The following is a 20,395-nucleotide window of genomic DNA, read 5'->3' as shown; positions in this document are numbered from 1 at the left end:
AAAAGGGCTTAAGGATATGAACTCTTCCTTAAGCTTTTTTTTCATGCAGTAAGCTGAAACGGCCATTTAGCTATTGTCCAGTTTCCCCTGCCCGGGTGGCCGACCGCTACATCTGATCCTGACCACTTGCCCTCGATTTCACAGCCCATCTGCTCCAAGCTTTTTAAATTGCCAGTTACACTTAATAAAGAATCTTTCTCTCGGTTGCTTAAATGGGTACAGACCTCATTTAACGGTAGAACCTTCATGCCCCAACATCAATTAATCTGTGAGGATACGTTTCTTTATTAAAGCTATACTTTTATTATAAAGTTTCTTCATTATCCACTATCTTCTACATATAGTATCATTACTATATGCATTTGTACTTCCATAAACTATTGTTGTGTACCTCTGCATTCTTTTCATGATAAAATACCATAAAATGTTGATTCAAGCACTCTATTCGTAAGAAGATGTCTTCCATTAACAGCATCACATTTATACGATATATATTGTCTTGATATGTATTTTAAAGTATAACTTAATTAAACTTTATATTGAGGGAGGATACGCTAATGAGTCTAAAAAAAGCATTGACTATTGCAGGATCTGACAGCAGCGGCGGAGCAGGTCTTCAAGCAGATCTTAAAACATTCCAAGAGTTAGGTGTTTATGGGATGAACGCCGTTACTTCAATCGTTGCCATGGATCCTAAAAATGACTGGTCTCACAATGTATTTCCTATTGATGTCTCAGCTGTGGAAGCCCAATTGGATACGATTCTTTCCACAGGAATTGATGCTATGAAAACTGGTATGCTGGGAACCGTTGATATTATAGAACTGGTTGCACGAAAAATTAAAGATTATGGTCTTGATAAAGTAGTCATCGACCCTGTCATGGTTTGTAAAGGGACAGATGAGGTGTTAATGCCTGAGAATACAGTCGCAATGAGAGAATTACTTCTGCCGCTTGCAACGGTTGTGACACCAAATCTTTTCGAAGCATGGCAATTATCCGGGATTGGGCCTATTACTACTATTGATGAAATGAAACAAGCAGCAGCAATCATCCATGATCAAGGAGCAAAGTATGTTCTTATCAAGGGCGGCACTAAGCTTGAAGGGCAAGATAAAGCGATTGACCTAATTTTTGACGGAAAAGACTATACGCTCTTGGAATCCGAGAAGTTTACGACAACCTATACTCACGGTGCCGGCTGTACAACTGCTGCAGCAATTACTGCTGAACTGGCTAAAGGAAAAACGGTTGAAGAAGCATTAGCTACTGCTAAAGAATTCATCTCTGCAGCTATTGAACATGGCTGGAAACTAAATGAATTTGTTGGGCCTGTTATGCATGGCGCTTACCGTACATATAAATAATGAATGTTTATTTACTGGGCTGTCCGGAATATGGGCAGCCTTTTTAGAGCTCCATTTTTAGCATTTTTTCAGATACTTTAGTATCATAATTAGTACATCACTATTTTAATAGGAATAAACTGTATTCTTTTTTTATATTGGGAGGTAACCTTAATGAAGCCAATTGACCTGATTGATTCACAAAAAGCTCTGCAAACATACGCTGGTATACAGGTTTATTTGCATTTAGAGACAACGAACGGTGCCTATGCGACCCATAATGATGAAGCATTTTTCTCAGCAGGAGCATTTATCCGTAACGTTTCCATCTGTTTCGATGAAGGAAAAATTATGGGCGATGGCCCATATCGAGTTGGATTGAGGATGAAGGAAGGCTGGGTATATGCTGAAGGGATTACTCATTACGAGATTGATGAATTTGGCCGCCTTTTAATGGCCGGACTCGATCCGAATGGAAGACTGGCTGTCGCTTTTGAAATCAGTACCGTCCCTTTTGATAAATAACTAGGAGTTGTGATAAATGGATAAAGAGAAGCATGTTTTAGTCATATTCCCTCATCCGGATGATGAGGCATTTGGGGTTTCTGGAACAATTGCCTCTTATACGAGAGATGGCATCCCTGTCACCTATGCATGCTTAACGCTAGGTGAAATGGGCCGAAATCTTGGAAATCCCCCGTTTGCCACACGGGAGAGTCTTCCGAAAATCAGAAAAAAAGAATTAATGGACGCTGCACAGATAATGGGTATCAAGGATTTACGTATGATGGGGCTGCGTGATAAAACTGTCGAATTTGAAAATGAAAAATGGCTGGCAGATCAAATACTTGCGCTAATTGATGAGCTTCAACCTTCCCTGATCATTACTTTTTACCCAGGATTCAGTGTTCATCCGGATCACGAGGCTACCGGCAGAGCTGTGGTACAGGCCGTTTCCGAAATTGATCCTGACAAAAGGCCGAAACTTCATTGTGTAGCCTTTTCCAATAACCATCAAAATGTCCTTGGACAGCCTGATATCGTAAATAATATTCAGGACGTAATTGAAACCAAACTAAAGGCAATCTCTGCGCACCGTTCCCAAACAGAGGCAATGATGGCCGGTTGGTCTCAGCTACTTGCTGAAGGAAATAAAGAACTTGAAAGCCAGCTTTTCTTTGAGAGGTTTTATCAGTATAAATGGCCTGAAAAAATATAAGATTGAAAATGTCTTTTAAATAGCAATCAATAGCAGAACTGCCCCATTAAAGTTAGACATCAATCTAACTTTAATGGGGTTTTTTATGAGCATTTCTAATTTTATTTCAATAAAAAAACCGCCTTCATTACAAAAGGCGGTTCAAAAAAGGGGGGGATACTTTGGAAAACTTCATTGTAATTCTATGGTAACCATATTTTGATACGTTTATACCGTTTTAAAAAATTATTTTTGAACCATATATTTGTAGATGATATGCGCTACCCCATGCTCTTCATTTGATAAGGAGACATCCTTGCAAAGGCCCTTAATCTCATCGGAGGCATTCCCCATGGCAACGGATAAGCCGGCCTTATCAAACATAGATACATCATTAAAGTTATCTCCAATAGCAATCGTTTCTTCAAGTGGGATTTGTAATTTTTCCATTAAGCTCTCTAAAGCTATTCCCTTAGAGACACCGCTCTGGTTAATCTCAATATTTCCTTTACCTGATGAAGTGACCATTAGTCCTTCCATCTGTCCAAGGATTGTAACTGTATTTTTTAATTTATTCATATCAGTAGAAAAAACTAGTATTTTAAATATTTCGATATACTCTTCGTTAATCAGCTTGAAATAATCATCTGTTGCAAATACGAACCCTAATTTAATTCTGCCTTCAGCAAATTCGCGAACTTGTTCCTCTCCCTGATCAGGATTGGCACTCAGAAAGATATCGACGAGTGAATCAATCGCTTTTTCAGGATTCTTAGAGAATGTCCCTCTGTTTGTATACAGTTCAAAATAAAGATCCATTTCCTCCAAAAGCTTGACAGTTTCTAGCAAACTGTCTTGTTGCAACGGATTCGATGCTATCAATTCACCCTGTTGATCATAGACAGCCGCTCCATTCAAACTAATAATTGGGCAGTGAAAGTTAATCTTATCAAGAGCATATCTTGCTTCTTTATAAGAACGACCCGTAGATACTATAACCTGCCCTCCACTGTCTCTGACAGCTTCCATGGCTTTCCGGTTCTCTTCACTTACCATCTGATATTCATTCAATAATGTTCCATCCATATCAGTTGCTATACATTTCATTCTACTATTCCCCTTCTATATATATTCTCAAAAAAAGCTGAGACAGCTTGCCCAGAAGTGAGGAGCATAAGAAAAGGGCTCGGAGGGAGGTGTTCTTCCCTCCTGCAGAGACCGTGCTTATGTCCTGAGCTTCTAGCCGTCGAAGCTGGATTGCATAAAAAAGCTGAAGGGCCTCGTTCAGGCGCGACAAGCATAAGAGGAGGTGCGTAGGGAGAGCACTCTTTCTCTCCTGCAGCAGCTACACTTATGTCTCGAGCTCCTAGGCCCTGAAGCTAGATTACAAAAAAAGCTGAGACGGCTTGCCCAGAAGTGAGGAGCATAAGAAAAGGGCTCGGAGGGAGGTGTTCTTCCCTCCTGCAGAGACCGTGCTTATGTTCTGAGCTTCTAGCCGTCGAAGCTGGATTGCATAAAAAAGCTGAAGGGCCTCGTTCAGGCGCGACAAGCATAAGAGGAGGTGCGTAGGGAGAGCGCTCTTTCTCTCCTGCAGCAGCTACACTTATGTCTCGATCGACTAGGCCCTGAAGCTAGATTAAAAAAAAGCTGAGACGGCTTAATTAAGGAACGAAGACTAAATACGCCACGTCCTGTGGCAACGTCTTCATGACCTACATCCTTTATGCCTGCACAGAAGTCTTCGGTTTTCATATCACTCCGAATAATCTACATCACACAGAATTGCACATTCTCCTCTATCAGCATAAAATTATCAAAAGTGGATAAAAATACTATTGATTAATTGAAGATTGCCCCTTTTTTTATTATGCTAAAGGATATTAAACTAGGGAGGAAGTTCATGGAATCTCTTACCAACGCTAAACTTCTTAGAGCTATGTATATACCTATATTCTACCCATACATAAAGACGGTTTTCAAATTTAGATGATGAAAGTATTAGAGGGTGAACGATTATGAATAAACAAACTGATTCTCCATTATCTTTTTGGGGAGGATTGGGCTTCACTGCCATTTTGGCATTACTCGGTTTTATACTTGCCGAATTGCCTTTTTTTAGTTACATAGGACCTTTAGCATGCAGTATTATGCTAGCTATCCTCTATCGTAATATTCGGAGCTATCCTACAAATTTGCGAGCTGGTGTCCAATTTTCAGCAAAAATACTGCTGCGGGCCGCTATTATTTTATATGGCCTGAAATTGGATATGCAGATTATCTTCAATGAAGGGCTTGGCTTGTTAGCCAAAGCTTTCATCTGTATCGTGCTTTCCGTAGCACTCATGGTATTGCTCGGTAAATGGCTGAAAATCGATCCCATGATTTCTTTCTTGCTTGGGGCAGGTACTGGGATATGCGGTGCAGCTGCTATAGCGGCAGTATCGCCTGTTGTGGATTCAAAAGAAGAGGATACAGCGATGAGCGTCGGGATGATTGCATTGATGGGTACGATTTTTTCTGTCTGCTATACCATGCTTATTCCGATTCTCCCCCTAACACCAACTGAATATGGAATTTGGTCAGGGCTTAGCTTACATGAATTAGCTCATGTAGCATTGGCGGCTGAACCCGCTGGGGAAGCTGCTGTTACAATGGCATTATTGGCTAAATTATGCCGTGTTTTCTTGCTGATTCCTTTCTGTTTTGTATTAGTATTCTGGATGAAACGTAAACAGGAATCCGGCAATCAAACAGCCATTCCATTCCCGTGGTTCCTGCTGGGATTCCTAGCCCTAAGTATCTTCCGTACATATCTTGCCGGGTCATGGTTTCCTGAATACTTATATGATTACATTGCCACACTAACTACATTTCTACTTTCGATGGCTATGGCCGGGCTGGGATTGACAATAGATTTAAAAGAGCTCAAAAGTCGCGCAACTCTTCCATTGCTAACGCTATTCATTACATCTTTCCTTCTATCCATTCTGACTTATTTCTGGGTATAAGCCTTAGAGAGGCTTATGCCTCTTTTTTTATTTTTGTGTTTCCTTCATTTATAGGTGAGTTTTATTAAATTTTTTTGTCGTACAAGCCTATGTACATGCATATGATGTTTTTAGCAATCAAAATGGAGGTTAATATTTTATGTATGGATTAATGGGATATGTCTATTTAGGAATTTCCTTATCAGCCCCTATTGGACCAATTAATGCAGCACAAATGGAACGTGGTCTAAGACATGGATTCATGAATGCATGGGTATTCGGGCTTGGCGCCATTCTGGCTGACATCTGTTTTATGTTTGCTGTTTATACTGGCTTGTCTCAATATATACAAGTTCCACTCATTCAAACCTTTCTCTGGTTATTTGGTGCATTTGTCCTCACCTATTCTGGAATTGAAAGCTTGGTTGCGGTTTATCGCAATAAAAACCAAAGCAATACTCGGAACAGTGGAATTACACGTTCCTTTCGCTCTGGCTTTATCATGTCGCTAATGAATCCTTTATCTATTCTTTTCTGGCTCGGCATCTATGGATCAGTCCTCGCTCAAACTGTCACTCACCTATCCGCACAGCAAGTCATTATAAACAGTATGGCTATTCTTGCCGGAATCTTTGTTTGGGATATTTTAATGGCCATAATGGCTTCTATATTTAAACGGTATTTAACCAATAAGCTCTTGTCCGGAATCTCAATTATATCTGGCATTTCGTTAGTTGGTTTCGGAATCTATTTCGGGTATATGGGCTTTCAATCGTTATGAAACCTTCGCTTAGTGAGTGGCCTTTTACGTATGCGAATGATAGCCATAATGAAGGTAATCAAGCCAACAAAGGAAACAAAGACTAAACTTACGAAAAAACCCATTCTTGTATCCTTTTCAATAATTGTTCCCACAATAGCAAGCGTAATGAGACCAAGCCCAATCGTTCGCTTAACCTTTTCTTTTGTTTTTAATTCATTAAGTTTAGAATACGTTAACAGGATTAATAACCAATTATACAATATCAATAATCCAGCACCGGTTGTAAAATATTCATAAACCTTATCAGGCATTACTCTCGATAAAACAATCGAGATCAATAAGCCGGTAACTGTTACGGCAAAAGCCGGCAAAGGAATCGCGAACCTACCCTTTTTACTCAATAACTTGGGTGCATCTCTATCCTCTGATAAAGTGATCAGCATATTCGTAACGGAGTAAAGGGAAGCTGACATAGTTGAAAAACCAGCTATGATTAAAGCTCCATTAAATAGATGGGGGATGAATTTGATCGGATAATAGTTCAACACCGTAAGAAACGGGCTTTCGTTTAAATTAATCTTATTCCACGGGAGCATCATCACCACAAAACCCAAGGATATAATATAGATAAAAGTTAAAGCGAAAATCATCACTTTTCCTGCCTTGGGAGCATCTTCTTTTTTCTCTAATCTCATGGACATGATACCAAGAACCTCAATACCACCAAAGGCAAAGAAAGCAAACACAAGGGACGACCATGTTTTCTTCCAATCTGTCGGGAAAAATTCCTTACCTGTAGCAGGAAAGTCAAGCGTTTCTTTTCCATCAATTATTCCGCTTAGACCGAGGATTACAATAATAACGAACATTAGGATGGCCGACACCTTCACGATTGCACTGACATTTTCCATCGGCTCAAAAAGCTTTGTTCCAATCATAATAACAATCAGCCCCAGCCCGCCATATATGGCAGCAAAAATCCATAGAGGAAATTCTGGAAACCAAAACCTCGAGAATAAAGAAAGGGCCGTTAATTGACTCCCCATGATAAGCATTTCTGAGAACCAATAGACCCACCCATTTAAAAATCCAAAGGACCGTCCAAAAGCTTTTCTTGAATATGTGCGAAAGGACCCTTTTTGGGGATCTTTTTCTGTCATCTTCGCTAAAGCCTCATATACGATATAAGTGGTACATGCCGCAAGTAAAAAAGAAATTAATATAGCTGGACCGGCAAGTTTGATTCCCAATCCTGATCCAAGGAAAAAGCCTGTTCCAATTGTACACCCCACCCCTATTAGGGAGAGCTGCCACCACTGTAATTTTTTCTTTTCGGGAGTTACGCATGCTACTTTTTTCATATCTTATTCCGCCTTTGTCAGGTAGTATCCTCAATTAATCTGCTCCATCCAGACGAAACTTATGCTTTTTTGTATTCCCATATAAAAAGGGTACAATCCGCTTAGATTGTACCCTTTGGTTTTGTTGAATTATGGTTTTTATTGAATTAAATGCGTTCTACATTTGCAGCTTGCGGACCGCGATCTCCGTCTACGATTTCGAATTCAACTTCTTGACCTTCTTCAAGAGTTTTGAAACCTTCTCCTTGAATTGCAGAGAAGTGTACGAATACATCGTCACCATCTTCGCGTTCGATGAAACCAAAACCTTTTTCTGCATTAAACCATTTTACTTTTCCGACCATTTTTTGGCCTCCTAACTTTTAGTGAAAATTTTAAAAGTAGAAAACCAGAAAAACCTTTTCTGTCTAAGCATGTACTTAAAGACTATAAAAATTTTTTTGATCTTCAAACCTTTTAGCTGTTTTAATCGTATCATATACACCGCAAATTTACAAACAATTTAAACAACTCTAACTAATCCAATTTGTGCTTGTTATAACAAAATGAGGTAATAAATGTATAAAATGCACTATAAAATAACACAAAACGAAACAATTAGTGTGTGTTTTTAGAATAGAATAGACTGAAGCATGAGGATTCAACATGTATTTTATGTTAATCTTTTTGCTTTAACGTAGCAAGATTATGCGCAAATCAGCTCGTTCAATCGCTCCCCTTTCTGCTCAGCTATTTCACCATATACTTCATATGGAAATGCATACCGATGAAAAAGCAATCACCGATTTGTATAAAAATATAAAGATCTTCACCTGCACTCTACTTCCTTAGATAAAACGATAAGTGATAAACCCTCACTTTATTTCATACATGCTAACTATGTTATATTAACAGTACAAGATATTGGAGGAGTATGAAATTATGGCAAAAAGTTTAGTTTTAGCAGAAAAACCATCAGTAGCTCGTGATATTGCGAACGTACTGAAATGTACTAAAAAAGGAAACGGCTTTCTAGAAGGGGATAAATATATCGTAACATGGGCGCTTGGACATCTAGTCACGTTAGCAGATCCAGAAACCTATGATAAAAAATATCAAAAGTGGAACTTAGAAGATTTACCAATGCTTCCTGAGCGTTTAAAACTATCCGTAATCAAACAGTCAGGTAAGCAGTTTAATTCCATTAAATCGCAAATAAATCGTGCGGACGTTAATGAAATCATTATCGCAACAGATGCCGGACGAGAAGGTGAATTAGTAGCTCGATGGATTATTGCAAAATCTAAAGTAAATAAACCGATTAAACGGCTATGGATTTCATCCGTAACAGATAAGGCAATCAAGGATGGGTTCAACAATTTAAAACCTGGCAAAGCATATGAAAACTTATATTACGCTGCTGTAGCCCGTTCTGAAGCAGATTGGTATATCGGATTAAATGCTACTCGAGCCTTAACAACAAAATATAATGCACAGCTAAATTGCGGACGTGTACAAACACCTACTGTAGCTATGATAGCGGCACGAGAAGAGGAAATTAAAAACTTCACCCCACAAACATACTATGGTATTGATGCACAAACTGATTCTGTCAAACTAACTTGGCAAGATACGAACGGGAATAGTCGTAGCTTTAGCAAAGAAAAGATTGACTCCATTGTAAAGTCACTTGGCCGTCAAGATGCAACCGTGATCGCTATTGAACGAAAAGCTAAAAAATCATTTTCTCCAGCCCTTTATGATTTAACAGAATTACAGCGCGATGCCAATAAATTATTTGGCTACTCAGCGAAAGAAACGTTAAAAATCATGCAAGGTCTATACGAGTCGCACAAAGTCTTAACCTATCCTCGTACAGATTCTCGCTATTTATCTTCGGATATTGTCAGCACAATCCCGGAACGACTAAAAGCATGTGGAATAGGCGAATACCGTTCACTTGCTAATAAAGTACTGAACAGACCCATAAAGCCTTCTAAAGCGTTTGTAGATGATAGTAAGGTAAGTGATCACCATGCCATTATCCCGACTGAAGGATACGTTAACTACTCTTCTTTCTCTGATAAAGAGCGTAAAATCTATGATCTAGTAGTGAAACGTTTCATAGCCGTGCTTTTCCCTGCTCATGAGTATGAACAATTAACATTACAAACGACAATTGGAAAAGAGAAGTTTATTGCGAAAGGTAAAACAGTTATTAACTCCGGCTGGAAAGAAGTATATGAAAATCAATTTGATGATGAAGATTCTTCAGATGATGTAAAAGAGCAATTACTGCCTTATATTAAAAAAGGTGATGTATTAAAAACCAAATTATTTGCACAAACATCCGGGCAAACAAAACCACCTGCCCGATTTACAGAGGCCACCTTATTATCTGCTATGGAAAACCCGGCAAAATATATGCAAACGGGTAATAAAGAGCTTGCAGATACATTAAAAGCGACAGGTGGACTAGGTACAGTTGCTACACGTGCGGATATCATTGATAAACTATTTAATTCATTCCTAATCGAAAAACGCGGCGGCAAAGAAATATACATTACTGCAAAAGGCCGTCAACTGCTAGATTTAGTTCCCAAAGAATTACGTTCACCCTCTACAACAGCAGAGTGGGAACAAAAACTTGAATTAATTGCAAAAGGCAAGCTAAAAAAAGATGTCTTCATCAATGAAATGAAACAGCATACAAAAAAGATAGTGGCTGAAATTAAAGCCAATGATAAGAAATACAAACATGAAAACATCTCTACCAAGTCATGTCCTGATTGCGGTAAGCCTATGCTTGAAGTTAACGGTAAAAAAGGAAAAATGCTTGTATGCCAAGATCGTGAATGCGGCCATCGTAAAAATGTTTCACGTGTTACGAATGCACGCTGTCCACAGTGTAAAAAGAAACTTGAGCTTCGCGGTGAAGGAGAAGGACAAATTTTCGTATGTAAATGTGGCTATCGCGAAAAATTATCTGCTTTTGAAGCAAGACGCAAAAAAGAATCACGCGGTAAAGTAGATAAACGTACTGTTCAGAAATATTTAAAACAACAAAATGAAGAAGAACCGGTAAATAATGCACTGGCAGAAGCGTTAAAAGGATTGAAGTTCGATTAATAAAAAAGGCTTTACCATGCTCTACCATAGAATCAACTAAAACAGCATAAAAGAATAGAAAAAGCGTGTATTGATTAAATTCCATCAAAACACGCTTTTTCTATTCTGCTAAATCATCACCCTAAAATCAGGACGCTTGTTCACCAATTATTTCTGGTATTCCTTTATTAATTCATTCAATATTAATTGTTCTGTATGGCTATAATTGAGATCTGCTTTAGCCAGCTGTTCTTTAGAGCCTACTCCCACTGCAAACATACCTGCGCTCTTAATAGCTTCGACACCTGCTGCGGCATCCTCAATCCCTATGCATTCATAGGCTTTAACTCCGAGCATATCAGCAGCTTTCAGGAAGATTTCCGGATCTGGTTTGCCCCTTTTAATGGTATGAGCATCCACCATATAATCAAATTGGTCACTCAGCTGCAAAGAGTTCAACACAGCCGGTGCATTTTTACTGACAGAAGCAAGACCCAGCTTATATCCGGCATCTTTAATATCAATTAGCAGTTGCTTAATGCCAGGTAAGATATCACTCGGCGTGATCTGCTTAATCAGATCCACGTAATGCGCATTTTTCTGTGCAGCCAGCTTTTCTTTTTCTTCATCAGTATAGGAAGATTGTTTATTCCCAATCTCCAGTATGATTTCGAGAGATTCCATCCGAGAGATACCTTTTAATCTCTCATTATCTTCTCTTGAAAATTCAATCCCCAGCTCACTGGCAAGCTGTTTCCATGCACGATAATGATATTCTGCTGTATCTGTAATAACGCCATCCAAATCAAAGATAAACGCTTTTAATACTTTACTCACGAGATTTCCCCCTCCTTTTTCAGCGGTACATTTACTACACCATCAGCAGGCAATTCGAGCTCACTACCGTAAACTTTGAGTTTCATAACCGGCCCGGTTTGAGAAAAGCTCACGGACTCCTGATTTACTTCAATAGTTATGTGGTGATTTCTGTAATTGATAGTAAAGGAATAACGTTCCCAAGCCGCTGGGATAAATGGCGCAAAGGAAAGCTCTTCATTAAATGTTTTCATACCAGCAAATCCCTGTACAATTCCTAACCAGGAACCCGTCATACTTGTAATATGCAGGCCATCCTCAGTGTCATTGTTATAGTTATCCAAATCAAGCCTTGCTGTCCTTGTATACATCTCATACGCTTTCTCTTCCATACCGAGCTCAGCTGCCAAAATCGCATGAACGCACGGAGACAGAGAGGATTCATGTACAGTCATGGGCTCATAAAATTCAAAATTACGGCGTTTTTCTTCTTCTGTAAATTCATTATTCAGGAAATAAATTCCTTGCAAAACATCTGCCTGCTTAATAAAACAGCTGCGCAAAATTTTATCCCATGACCATTTTTGATTTAATGGGCGGTCTTCAGGCTTTAATTGTGATGCTGGCATCAAATCTTTATCCATATACGTATCATGCTGAACAAATACTTTATTTTCATCATCATATGGATAGTACATTTTATCCTTGATTTCCTGCCAGTTATTCAACTCTTCTTCCGTAATAAATAGGTCTGAAAATCTCGCTTCGTGCCCATTTTCTTTTAAATAGGCAATGACTTCGAGGGTGTAACGTAACGTCCATGCTGCCATTGTATTTGTGTACCAGTTATTATTGACGTTATTTTCATATTCATTAGGGCCTGTTACCCCATGGATCATGTATTGATCCTTCTTTTTATGATAATGAACACGATCAGCCCAGAAGCGTGAAATGCCAACCAGCACATCTATGCCATATTCGTTCAGATAGTTCTTATCCCCCGTATAATTCACATAATTATAAATCGCATAGGCAATTGCTGCATTACGATGAATTTCTTCAAACGTAATTTCCCACTCATTGTGGCACTCTACTCCCGTGAAGGTCACCATAGGGAATAATGCCCCTTTTACGCCCTGCCTTTCTGCGTTAAGATAGGCTCCTTCCAATTGAGCATGACGGTAGATTAAGAGATTGCGAGCCACTTCGGGCTGAGCTGTTGCCAGATATAATGGAATGGCATAGGCTTCAGTATCCCAATACGTTGCTCCGCCATATTTCTCGCCTGTAAATCCTTTGGGCCCGATATTTAATCGGGCATCTTCCCCATAATAGGTTGAAAACAGCTGAAATAGGTTAAAGCGAATTCCCTGTTGTGCTTCAATGTCTCCATCAATTTGAACATCTGCCAAGTCCCAGCGCTCGGTCCATTTATCGCAATGTGCTTTCAAACAGGCTTCAAAACCTTGCTGCTTAGCCGCGTTAACGATCTCCAAGCCCTTCTCACATAGAAATCCGGCATCATGGTCACGATCTGTTGTGATTGCTACATATTTGGTTAAGGTAACCGTTTTGCCCTCTTCTGATGAAACTTCAATTTTATTATCTACATATTCTTCATGTTTGAACGGATTGATCGCGGCTGTGTTACCATCCACTTCAAGAGCCATAGTTGCGGAAACGGTAAAGCGCGCTGTTCCGAAAGGGTTTTCATTTGTTTGCATCACCAAATTGCCAGTGAGCTCAGATGAGCTGGATGATATATATTTCCAAAAGTCTTCTTCATAATTGGAATCTTCATTACGAACTTCCCCATCTAAATAGGGAATAAACGTAATCGTGCTGTCATGGTTAATTGGTGTAACCGCATACTTAATTACGGCTAATTGTTTCTCTGCAATTGATAGATAGCGGACTACTTTCACAGCTGTTTCTTTTCCTGCTTGTGAAATGGTAAAGCATCTTGTGAGAACACCATTTTTCATATCCAGTTCACGGCTGTAATTGCTCACTTCTGACTTATTAAGGTCCATTTCCTCTTCACCTATGAAAACACGGATTCCGATAAAATTGATTGTATTAATGACTTTTCCAAAATAATTGGGATATCCATTCTTCCACCAGCCTACCCTTGTTTTATCCGGAAACCATACACCTGCTATATAGGTTCCTTTATGAGTATCACCTGTATAGGTTTCTTCAAAATTACCTCTTAGCCCCATATGCCCATTACCAAGGCTCGTCATGCTTTCTGCCAATCTGAAATCATCTTTATGCATCTCTTCTTCAATAATCTTCCAAGGATCTATTGAAAACAGCCGTTTCATGCAGTACCCCTTTCCATCTTGACTCGATCATTTATTTTAACTAGTGGTATATTGGCTTCATTGATTGAATTGTGCAATCGGTTGCACGAAAGTACAGTTTTATTATAACTCATTCATTAGTTTATGAAAGTATTATTTTGATAATTCTTAAATTTCCCTAAAATACATTACATAGAAGTGAAGCCAAAGTTTAAATAGTGACAAATGGTCTATATATGAACATTAGCTTCGGGCTCCACATAATAGGTCTTTCCCTACTACGCTTGATCTAACAGACTAAATATAAAAAACCTCTGAAGGATTACTTAATGGAGTAATCCTCTAGAGGCTGAATCCTGCTTTTTATTCATTTGAACGGATATCAGGACTATTTTCGTGCGGTGGCTTGCCGGGATGCATTGGTCCAAAGTGAGGCGGAATGTACCCATTTTCCTGAATCCTTTCAAATCGTTTATTCATATGATTTGTTAACATATCGGCAGACTCTTTAGACATAACACCGAATTCTACATACTTTGCAATAATAGCCTTTTCCTTCTCATACACTTCTTTATGCATCGCAGCCAATTCAGATTTTTGTTGCTCCGTTAATGTTGGTTTTGTTTGTTTATTGCTGTTTTCTGCCGCTTTTACAACCGTATTTGGTAATCCTATGGATGTAAAACTTAGTATAAAAGCCATTATCAAAAGCAGAGACCCTTTTTTCACTCATCCCACTCCTTCATTAGATTCTGACTCTAGTTTTTACCACTCTTCATTAATTATGCATGAGCTTTTCTCTCGTATATAAGTAAAAAAGGCTGTACCCGTTAAGAGCCAGCCTGTTCTTACTTATTTTCTTTTTCCTGGATTTGATTTCTTCTTTGTGAATTTTGGCTTTTGATCATATACAGGCCGAGTATCCACAATCTTTCCTTTATACAGTTCTTTTTTCTGAACGGTTATATTCAGTTCGCGCGCGTATTTTTTCAATTCACGTTCTTCACGTGCGGTTACGATAGAAATGACTGTTCCACTTGCTCCCTGACGGCCAGTCCTTCCTGATCGATGTATATATTGAGCAATCGTTTCAGGAAAATCGACATGGATAACAAATGGCAATCCTTCTATATCCAATCCTCTTGCTGCCACATCAGTAGCTAACAATATAGTAGACTCCTGCCTGCGAAAATCACGTATCGCTGCTTCCCTGTCCATTTTTTTAGAATCACCATGAATGATACCTAAATCTACTCCCTTATATCGAAGCTTAGATGCCAACACATCTAGATTTCCGATATCTTTACCAAAGACAAGAGCTCGCATATCAGCCATTTTTGTCAGTTTCTCAAGGATGAAAATTTTATCACGCGCCTCGGTGACAAAATAAATGTGATCGACTTTTGATTGCACGGTATCTTCCTTTTTAACTCTTACTTTAACTGGATCATTCATCCATTGGTCTGCTTCTTCCTCTAATCCAGCCGGCAGCGTAGCAGAAAAAAGAACAACCTGACGATCTTTCATTGTGCTCTTAATGATTGTTCCAACTGTAGGCAAATGTTCCGGAATCATGAGTTGATCCCCTTCATCCAATACAATTGTTTTGACCTCATGCATTTTTAGCTTTTTTTGCTTAATCAGTTCCTCAAGCCTGCCTGGAGTTCCGATAACAATATGAGGATGTTTTTTCAGCTTCTCCAATTGACGCTTTGGATTGGCACCCCCGATAAATGAGGCAGCTGTGATACCTGTCTCTTTTGCCCATGCTTGTACAACTTCAAAAATCTGCATAACAAGCTCTCTTGAGGGAGCCAGAATAACAGCCTGAACCTTTTGTTCATCCGCTTTTATTTTATTTAGGATAGGAAGGACATAAGCAAGGGTCTTACCAGTCCCTGTCGGAGACTCTGCCAACAGGTCCTTTCCTTCATAGATAGGGAAAAATGTTTCTTTTTGGACTGTCGTTGCTTCTTTAAACCCGGATAATTCCCATTGTTTTTTTAACCCATCTATTAACTCATTGATCATTAAATCATTTGTACTCATTATATTCTCCTAACTAAATCCTTACTTGTATGGTTCTTATTATACATATGCCAAACGATGAATATCAATAAAGGAGAGGCCTCGACACATTCCAAAGGAGTCTCTCCTTCCCAAACACAATTTTATACAGTCTTTAAACCTCAACCATTTGAAGAATCAAGTTCGTTATTTCCTGCGGCAGAGCAACTGTTTTAAGTATTGATTTGCCTTTTACCACTTCGTCAGTTATACACCTGCTGCTGCAACGGGTGTATCCACATAAACACCAGCCAATTTTAAATATGTCTCCTTCATATAGCCAGGGAAGCGTGCTCCAAGCGATACTTTTTAAGCAATATGATGTATTGGTAGAAGAAAATACAGTTATACTACATATATACAATAAAATTACTATATTAAAAGAACGCACAAAAAGTGAAAATGTATTTATTTATAGGCTTCTTGCGACATGGGATTATTTCCATTAGAATGAAACTACTAGTTTATGCGAAAGAGGTTGAAGATGGTGGAGCACAACAATACGTCAAATTTTATTCGTAACATTGTTATTGATGATATAAAATCAGGTAAAACAGAACAGGTTATTACTCGTTTTCCTCCTGAGCCAAATGGGTATTTGCATATTGGACATGCAAAATCCATAGTTTTAAACTTCGAACTTGCTGATGAATTTAAAGGCAAAACAAATTTACGTTTTGATGATACAAATCCGTTGAAAGAAGATACAGAGTATGTTGAATCTATTAAAAAAGATGTCAAATGGCTCGGGTTTGACTGGGACAACCTCTTCTTTGCTTCTGACTACTTTGAAGAAATGTACAATCGTGCGATCTTGTTAATCGAAAAAGGATTAGCTTATGTTGACGATTTAAGTGCAGACGAAATACGAGAGTATCGCGGATCTTTAACTGAGCCAGGTAAAGAAAGCCCTTATCGTACCCGTTCTATTGAAGAAAATCTGGATTTATTCAAACGTATGCGTAATGGCGAATTCGGTAATGGCGAAAAGGTTCTTCGCGCCAAAATTGATATGAGCTCACCCAACATTAATTTACGTGACCCGGTTATCTATCGAATAGCTCATGCTACACATCATAACACAGGTGATAAATGGTGTATCTATCCTATGTATGCATTCGCTCATCCAATTGAGGATGCGATTGAAGGTGTTACTCACTCCATTTGTACTTTGGAGTTTGAAGATCAGCGCCCGCTTTACGATTGGGTTATTAAAGAATGTGAAATGGAAAGTACACCAAGGCAGTATGAGTTTGGCCGCTTAAATTTAACGAATACCGTTATGAGCAAGCGAAAATTGAAGCAATTGGTTGAAGAAGGCTATGTAGATGGCTGGGATGACCCAAGGATGCCGACTATTTCCGGTCTGCGCAGAAGAGGATACACACCTGAATCCATCCGTAATTTCTGCCGTGAAATTGGAGTAGCGAAAACAAGCGGTATTGTGGATGAAAAAATGCTTGAGCACTTCGTAAGAGAAGATTTAAAATTAAAGGCACCACGAACAATGGGAATCTTAAAACCATTAAAAGTAGTCATTACCAACTATCCGGAAGGACAAGTTGAAATGCTTGATGCTGAAATCAATCCAGAAAATCCTGAGATGGGCACGCGTAAAATTCCATTCTCGAGAGAAATCTATATTGAACAAGAGGATTTCATGGAAAATCCTCCAAAAAAATATTTCCGTCTCTTCCCTGGAAATGAGGTACGCCTGAAGCATGCCTATTTCATTAAATGCGAAGAAGTCGTTAAAGATGAGGACGGCAATGTAATTGAATTACGCTGTACCTACGATCCGGAAACGAAGAGTGGATCAGGTTTCACCGGCCGTAAAGTGAAAGGTACCATTCACTGGGTTGAGGCAACACAGGCTGTTCCAGCTGAATTCCGTTTGTATGAACCGCTCATTCTTGATGAAGAAGTAGAAGACGGAAGTTTCCTTGATCATGTAAATCCGAATTCCTTACTCATTGAAAACGGCTTTGTTGAACCTAATATGAAAAACGTTCAACCAAATGAGAAATTCCAATTCTTCCGCCATGGATACTTTAATGTTGACAATAAAAACACAACAGCTGATCATTTAGTTTTCAACTTGATCGTATCTCTGAAGAGTTCCTTTAAAATTTAAACCTTTATACACTGAAGGACCGTGATAATACACGGTCCTTTGTCATGTTGATTTTGAATTGGAATCATGGTTGTTACTCATAATTGCTTGCTTTTAAATACTCCCTAGGCGAGAGCCCAAACTCCTTTTTAAAGGCCCTAACAAAGGTTGAGTAATCATTAAAACCTGCACTTTGGGAAATATGTGTCATCGATTCTCCCTTCGAGAGCATCGATTTTGCCAGATATAATCTCTTCTGCAGGATATACCGATGCAACGTGTACCCTGTATAGGATTTAAACTTTCTCATTAAATGATACTTACTCAAAAAACATTTTGATGCTAATACCGGTATGGAGAGATCCTCATTTAAATGTTGATTAATATACGTTAAGACGTCTGTTATATTTTTATCAAAAAGGATATCCTGTGAATGTATTGTTGCTTCATCATGGATAAAAATACGATTAAGAATAATCAGCAATTGCATTAACAGAGCTGATTTTAAAATATCATCTCCAAAAGCAGCTTCCCGTTCAGTCTCTATTAATTCCTGAACAATGCTTTTAATTTTTCCAAGCGGCTTATTCGAAATTCGTATCAGATTAATTTCACGGCGGGCAGCCAAATCAAAACACATCAACAAATTGCTATTTTCGCTGCTATGCCTGGAAACCATAGCTGGATCAAACCAAATGATAAAACGCTCATATTCTTCCGTTGGGTCGATAATTGGCTTATGGATTTGTCCATGCCCTATGATGAGCAAATCCCACGGTTTCAATTTATAAGCCTTCCCTTCTATCATGTAAGTGACATTTCCTTTAATAAAGATGATGATTTTATTAAAATCGTGATAATGGTATTCAAACTCATTCACAATTTGGTCCTTAATGTGAAATACTTTTAATTCCTGATTTAGGATTCCTCTTCTCTCTGATTGCTGTCTATCAAATTTAAGCATTACATTCCTCCTGCTTAAGAGCACTTTTTGCCATCTTTTAAGCAATATTTTCATAGAACGTGGTAAAATAGTCAAGTATGCTTATAGTAGTAATTATCGAGAGGCAGTGAACAGAATGAAACAAATTTTTTCAAATTATAAAGGCTCCATCATCTTACTGCTGGCTATCACGATTGGCGGAATAGCCGGATATATTATTGGTCCCGATATAGCAGTTATTAAACCATTCGGGGACTTATTTCTGAACTTATTATTCATGATTATTGTTCCGCTTGTGTTTTTCAGTATCACTTCCGCGATTGCAAATATGAGCGAAATGAAGCGACTGGGGAAAATCATGGGCAGCATTGTCATCGTGTTTTTCACAACAGCTCTTATCGCCGCTGTACTCGGCTTCCTGGGTACAACTGTTATAAACCCGATTGGAGATTCAGATGTATCATCCATTAAAGAATTAATGTCAACCGCTGAAGTACCGGAAACAGAAGAAATCTCTTTCCTGGGCCAATTAGTTAATACCTTTACGGTCAGTGATTTTTCGCAGCTATTATCTAAATCCAATATTTTGCAGTTGATCGTATTTTCCGTATTAGTTGGGCTGGCTACAGCAATGGCTGGGGAAAAGGGCCGTCCTGTTGCACAACTGATGACCTCAGCAACTGAAGTATTAATGAAGGTTGTCAAGATTGTCATGTACTATGCACCTATCGGACTGGGCTGTTATTTTGCCACGATTATTGGTGAGCTTGGACCGCAAATTTTAGAAGGATATGCCCGTTCATTCGTTCTTTATTTAATTTTGAGCGTTATTTATTTCTTTGGATTCTTTACATTATATGCCTATATTGCAGCTGGGAAAAATGGGATTAATATATTCTGGAAGAATATCCTCCCTCCATCAATAACAGCTATCGCAACATGTTCAAGTGCTGCTTGTATACCAATTAATCTGGAAGCTACGAAAAGGATTGGAGTACCAGACGATATCGCCGAAACAGTTATCCCCCTTGGCGCCAATACACATAAGGATGGTTCTGTATTTGGCGGAGTCCTGAAGATCGTCTTTTTATTCAGCCTCTTCGGTAGAGATATGACAAGTGTATCAAGTATTTTAAGTATTCTTGCTGTTTCCTTCCTTGTAGGTGCGGTAATGGGCGCTATCCCAGGCGGAGGTATGATTGGAGAGATGCTGATCCTTTCCGTATTTGGATTCTCACCAGAGGTGCTTCCAATTATCGCTGTTATCAGCACCATCATTGATATACCAGCGACCTTATTAAACTCAACTGGAAACACTGTATGTGCAATGCTTGTGGCTCGTTTAGTTGAGGGTAAGAACTGGTTGCAGAACTCACTTAGTAGAACAGCTAAAGCATAAATACTAAAA

Annotated in this window: 17 protein-coding genes; 8 read left to right on the top strand and 9 right to left on the bottom strand. The window is 38.8% G+C overall.

The features are described from left to right. Positions 1 to 41: 41 nt before the first annotated feature. Positions 42 to 248, bottom strand: coding sequence for a hypothetical protein (locus tag AC4G3L_RS12435; protein ID WP_491077302.1), 207 nt, complete (start codon positions 246 to 248; stop codon positions 42 to 44). Positions 249 to 557: 309 nt separating this feature from the next. Between AC4G3L_RS12435 and pdxK the strand changes: the two genes are divergently transcribed. The 3 genes from pdxK to bshB2 all read left to right on the top strand — a co-directional run bounded on the left by pdxK (position 558) and on the right by bshB2 (position 2,565). After that, complete coding sequence (gene pdxK, locus AC4G3L_RS12430) at positions 558 to 1,367, top strand: pyridoxine/pyridoxal/pyridoxamine kinase (protein WP_491077301.1); 810 nt, start codon at positions 558 to 560, stop codon at positions 1,365 to 1,367. A 153-nt stretch (positions 1,368 to 1,520) separates the two neighbouring features. Continuing rightward, positions 1,521 to 1,871: a YojF family protein gene (locus tag AC4G3L_RS12425; RefSeq protein WP_491077300.1), complete on the top strand. Its 351-nt coding sequence runs from the start codon at positions 1,521 to 1,523 to the stop codon at positions 1,869 to 1,871. A gap of 16 nt (positions 1,872 to 1,887) precedes the next feature. Next, positions 1,888 to 2,565, top strand: a complete 678-nt coding sequence (gene bshB2 / locus AC4G3L_RS12420) for a bacillithiol biosynthesis deacetylase BshB2 (RefSeq protein WP_491077299.1) — start codon at positions 1,888 to 1,890, stop codon at positions 2,563 to 2,565. Positions 2,566 to 2,790: 225 nt separating this feature from the next. Here bshB2 and AC4G3L_RS12415 read toward each other — a convergent pair whose 3' ends face one another. Beyond that, complete coding sequence (locus AC4G3L_RS12415; RefSeq protein WP_491077298.1) at positions 2,791 to 3,651, bottom strand: Cof-type HAD-IIB family hydrolase; 861 nt, start codon at positions 3,649 to 3,651, stop codon at positions 2,791 to 2,793. A gap of 908 nt (positions 3,652 to 4,559) precedes the next feature. Here AC4G3L_RS12415 and AC4G3L_RS12410 point away from each other — a divergent pair. Both AC4G3L_RS12410 and AC4G3L_RS12405 read left to right on the top strand, forming a co-directional pair. After that, entirely contained in the window at positions 4,560 to 5,552 is a 993-nt protein-coding gene (locus tag AC4G3L_RS12410) for a YeiH family protein (RefSeq protein ID WP_491077297.1), read from the top strand. 139 nt (positions 5,553 to 5,691) lie between these two features. After that, positions 5,692 to 6,312, top strand: a complete 621-nt coding sequence (locus tag AC4G3L_RS12405; protein WP_491077296.1) for a LysE family transporter — start codon at positions 5,692 to 5,694, stop codon at positions 6,310 to 6,312. On the opposite strand, the gene AC4G3L_RS12400 is transcribed toward AC4G3L_RS12405, so the two are convergent. Both AC4G3L_RS12400 and AC4G3L_RS12395 read right to left on the bottom strand, forming a co-directional pair. After that, a complete protein-coding gene (locus AC4G3L_RS12400; protein ID WP_491077295.1) occupies positions 6,300 to 7,655 on the bottom strand; it encodes an amino acid permease in 1,356 nt (451 codons plus the stop codon). The genes AC4G3L_RS12405 and AC4G3L_RS12400 overlap by 13 nt on opposite strands. Before the next feature lie 146 nt (positions 7,656 to 7,801). Next, entirely contained in the window at positions 7,802 to 7,999 is a 198-nt protein-coding gene (locus tag AC4G3L_RS12395; protein WP_491077294.1) for a cold shock domain-containing protein, read from the bottom strand. A gap of 577 nt (positions 8,000 to 8,576) precedes the next feature. Between AC4G3L_RS12395 and AC4G3L_RS12390 the strand changes: the two genes are divergently transcribed. Next, a complete protein-coding gene (locus tag AC4G3L_RS12390) occupies positions 8,577 to 10,763 on the top strand; it encodes a DNA topoisomerase III (protein ID WP_491077293.1) in 2,187 nt (728 codons plus the stop codon). A 147-nt stretch (positions 10,764 to 10,910) separates the two neighbouring features. Here AC4G3L_RS12390 and pgmB read toward each other — a convergent pair whose 3' ends face one another. From pgmB to AC4G3L_RS12370, 4 genes are all read right to left on the bottom strand, one after another. Further along, a complete protein-coding gene (gene pgmB / locus AC4G3L_RS12385; RefSeq protein WP_491077292.1) occupies positions 10,911 to 11,579 on the bottom strand; it encodes a beta-phosphoglucomutase in 669 nt (222 codons plus the stop codon). Continuing rightward, entirely contained in the window at positions 11,576 to 13,885 is a 2,310-nt protein-coding gene (locus AC4G3L_RS12380) for a glycoside hydrolase family 65 protein (RefSeq protein ID WP_491077291.1), read from the bottom strand. Before AC4G3L_RS12380 ends, pgmB begins: the two co-directional genes overlap by 4 nt. A gap of 342 nt (positions 13,886 to 14,227) precedes the next feature. Next, positions 14,228 to 14,593, bottom strand: coding sequence for a YckD family protein (locus AC4G3L_RS12375; RefSeq protein WP_491077290.1), 366 nt, complete (start codon positions 14,591 to 14,593; stop codon positions 14,228 to 14,230). 123 nt (positions 14,594 to 14,716) lie between these two features. Continuing rightward, positions 14,717 to 15,913 (bottom strand): DEAD/DEAH box helicase, encoded by a 1,197-nt coding sequence (locus AC4G3L_RS12370; RefSeq protein WP_491077289.1) that lies wholly within the window; start codon positions 15,911 to 15,913, stop codon positions 14,717 to 14,719. Between the two features lie 502 nt (positions 15,914 to 16,415). On the opposite strand from AC4G3L_RS12370, the gene AC4G3L_RS12365 reads away from it, so the two are divergent. Next, complete coding sequence (locus AC4G3L_RS12365; protein WP_491077288.1) at positions 16,416 to 18,065, top strand: glutamine--tRNA ligase/YqeY domain fusion protein; 1,650 nt, start codon at positions 16,416 to 16,418, stop codon at positions 18,063 to 18,065. A 73-nt stretch (positions 18,066 to 18,138) separates the two neighbouring features. Here AC4G3L_RS12365 and AC4G3L_RS12360 read toward each other — a convergent pair whose 3' ends face one another. Next, complete coding sequence (locus AC4G3L_RS12360; protein WP_491077287.1) at positions 18,139 to 19,008, bottom strand: AraC family transcriptional regulator; 870 nt, start codon at positions 19,006 to 19,008, stop codon at positions 18,139 to 18,141. A 115-nt stretch (positions 19,009 to 19,123) separates the two neighbouring features. On the opposite strand from AC4G3L_RS12360, the gene AC4G3L_RS12355 reads away from it, so the two are divergent. Continuing rightward, a complete protein-coding gene (locus AC4G3L_RS12355; protein WP_491077286.1) occupies positions 19,124 to 20,386 on the top strand; it encodes a dicarboxylate/amino acid:cation symporter in 1,263 nt (420 codons plus the stop codon). Positions 20,387 to 20,395 lie beyond the last annotated feature (9 nt).

It is taken from the genome of Bacillus sp. z33 (assembly GCF_058313615.1).
Note: the sequence above shows the minus strand (reverse complement) of the source record. Positions and strands in the feature narration are given on the sequence as shown.

Bases quoted from the DNA above. Each gene is read 5' to 3' on its own strand.
- AC4G3L_RS12435 (WP_491077302.1), bottom strand. From the start codon at position 248: ATGAAGGTTCTACCGTTAAATGAGGTCTGTACCCATTTAAGCAACCGA.
- pdxK (WP_491077301.1), top strand. From the start codon at position 558: ATGAGTCTAAAAAAAGCATTGACTATTGCAGGATCTGACAGCAGCGGC.
- AC4G3L_RS12425 (WP_491077300.1), top strand. From the start codon at position 1,521: ATGAAGCCAATTGACCTGATTGATTCACAAAAAGCTCTGCAAACATAC.
- bshB2 (WP_491077299.1), top strand. From the start codon at position 1,888: ATGGATAAAGAGAAGCATGTTTTAGTCATATTCCCTCATCCGGATGAT.
- AC4G3L_RS12415 (WP_491077298.1), bottom strand. From the start codon at position 3,651: ATGAAATGTATAGCAACTGATATGGATGGAACATTATTGAATGAATAT.
- AC4G3L_RS12410 (WP_491077297.1), top strand. From the start codon at position 4,560: ATGAATAAACAAACTGATTCTCCATTATCTTTTTGGGGAGGATTGGGC.
- AC4G3L_RS12405 (WP_491077296.1), top strand. From the start codon at position 5,692: ATGTATGGATTAATGGGATATGTCTATTTAGGAATTTCCTTATCAGCC.
- AC4G3L_RS12400 (WP_491077295.1), bottom strand. From the start codon at position 7,655: ATGAAAAAAGTAGCATGCGTAACTCCCGAAAAGAAAAAATTACAGTGG.
- AC4G3L_RS12395 (WP_491077294.1), bottom strand. From the start codon at position 7,999: ATGGTCGGAAAAGTAAAATGGTTTAATGCAGAAAAAGGTTTTGGTTTC.
- AC4G3L_RS12390 (WP_491077293.1), top strand. From the start codon at position 8,577: ATGGCAAAAAGTTTAGTTTTAGCAGAAAAACCATCAGTAGCTCGTGAT.
- AC4G3L_RS12380 (WP_491077291.1), bottom strand. From the start codon at position 13,885: ATGAAACGGCTGTTTTCAATAGATCCTTGGAAGATTATTGAAGAAGAG.
- AC4G3L_RS12370 (WP_491077289.1), bottom strand. From the start codon at position 15,913: ATGAGTACAAATGATTTAATGATCAATGAGTTAATAGATGGGTTAAAA.
- AC4G3L_RS12365 (WP_491077288.1), top strand. From the start codon at position 16,416: ATGGTGGAGCACAACAATACGTCAAATTTTATTCGTAACATTGTTATT.
- AC4G3L_RS12360 (WP_491077287.1), bottom strand. From the start codon at position 19,008: ATGCTTAAATTTGATAGACAGCAATCAGAGAGAAGAGGAATCCTAAAT.
- AC4G3L_RS12355 (WP_491077286.1), top strand. From the start codon at position 19,124: ATGAAACAAATTTTTTCAAATTATAAAGGCTCCATCATCTTACTGCTG.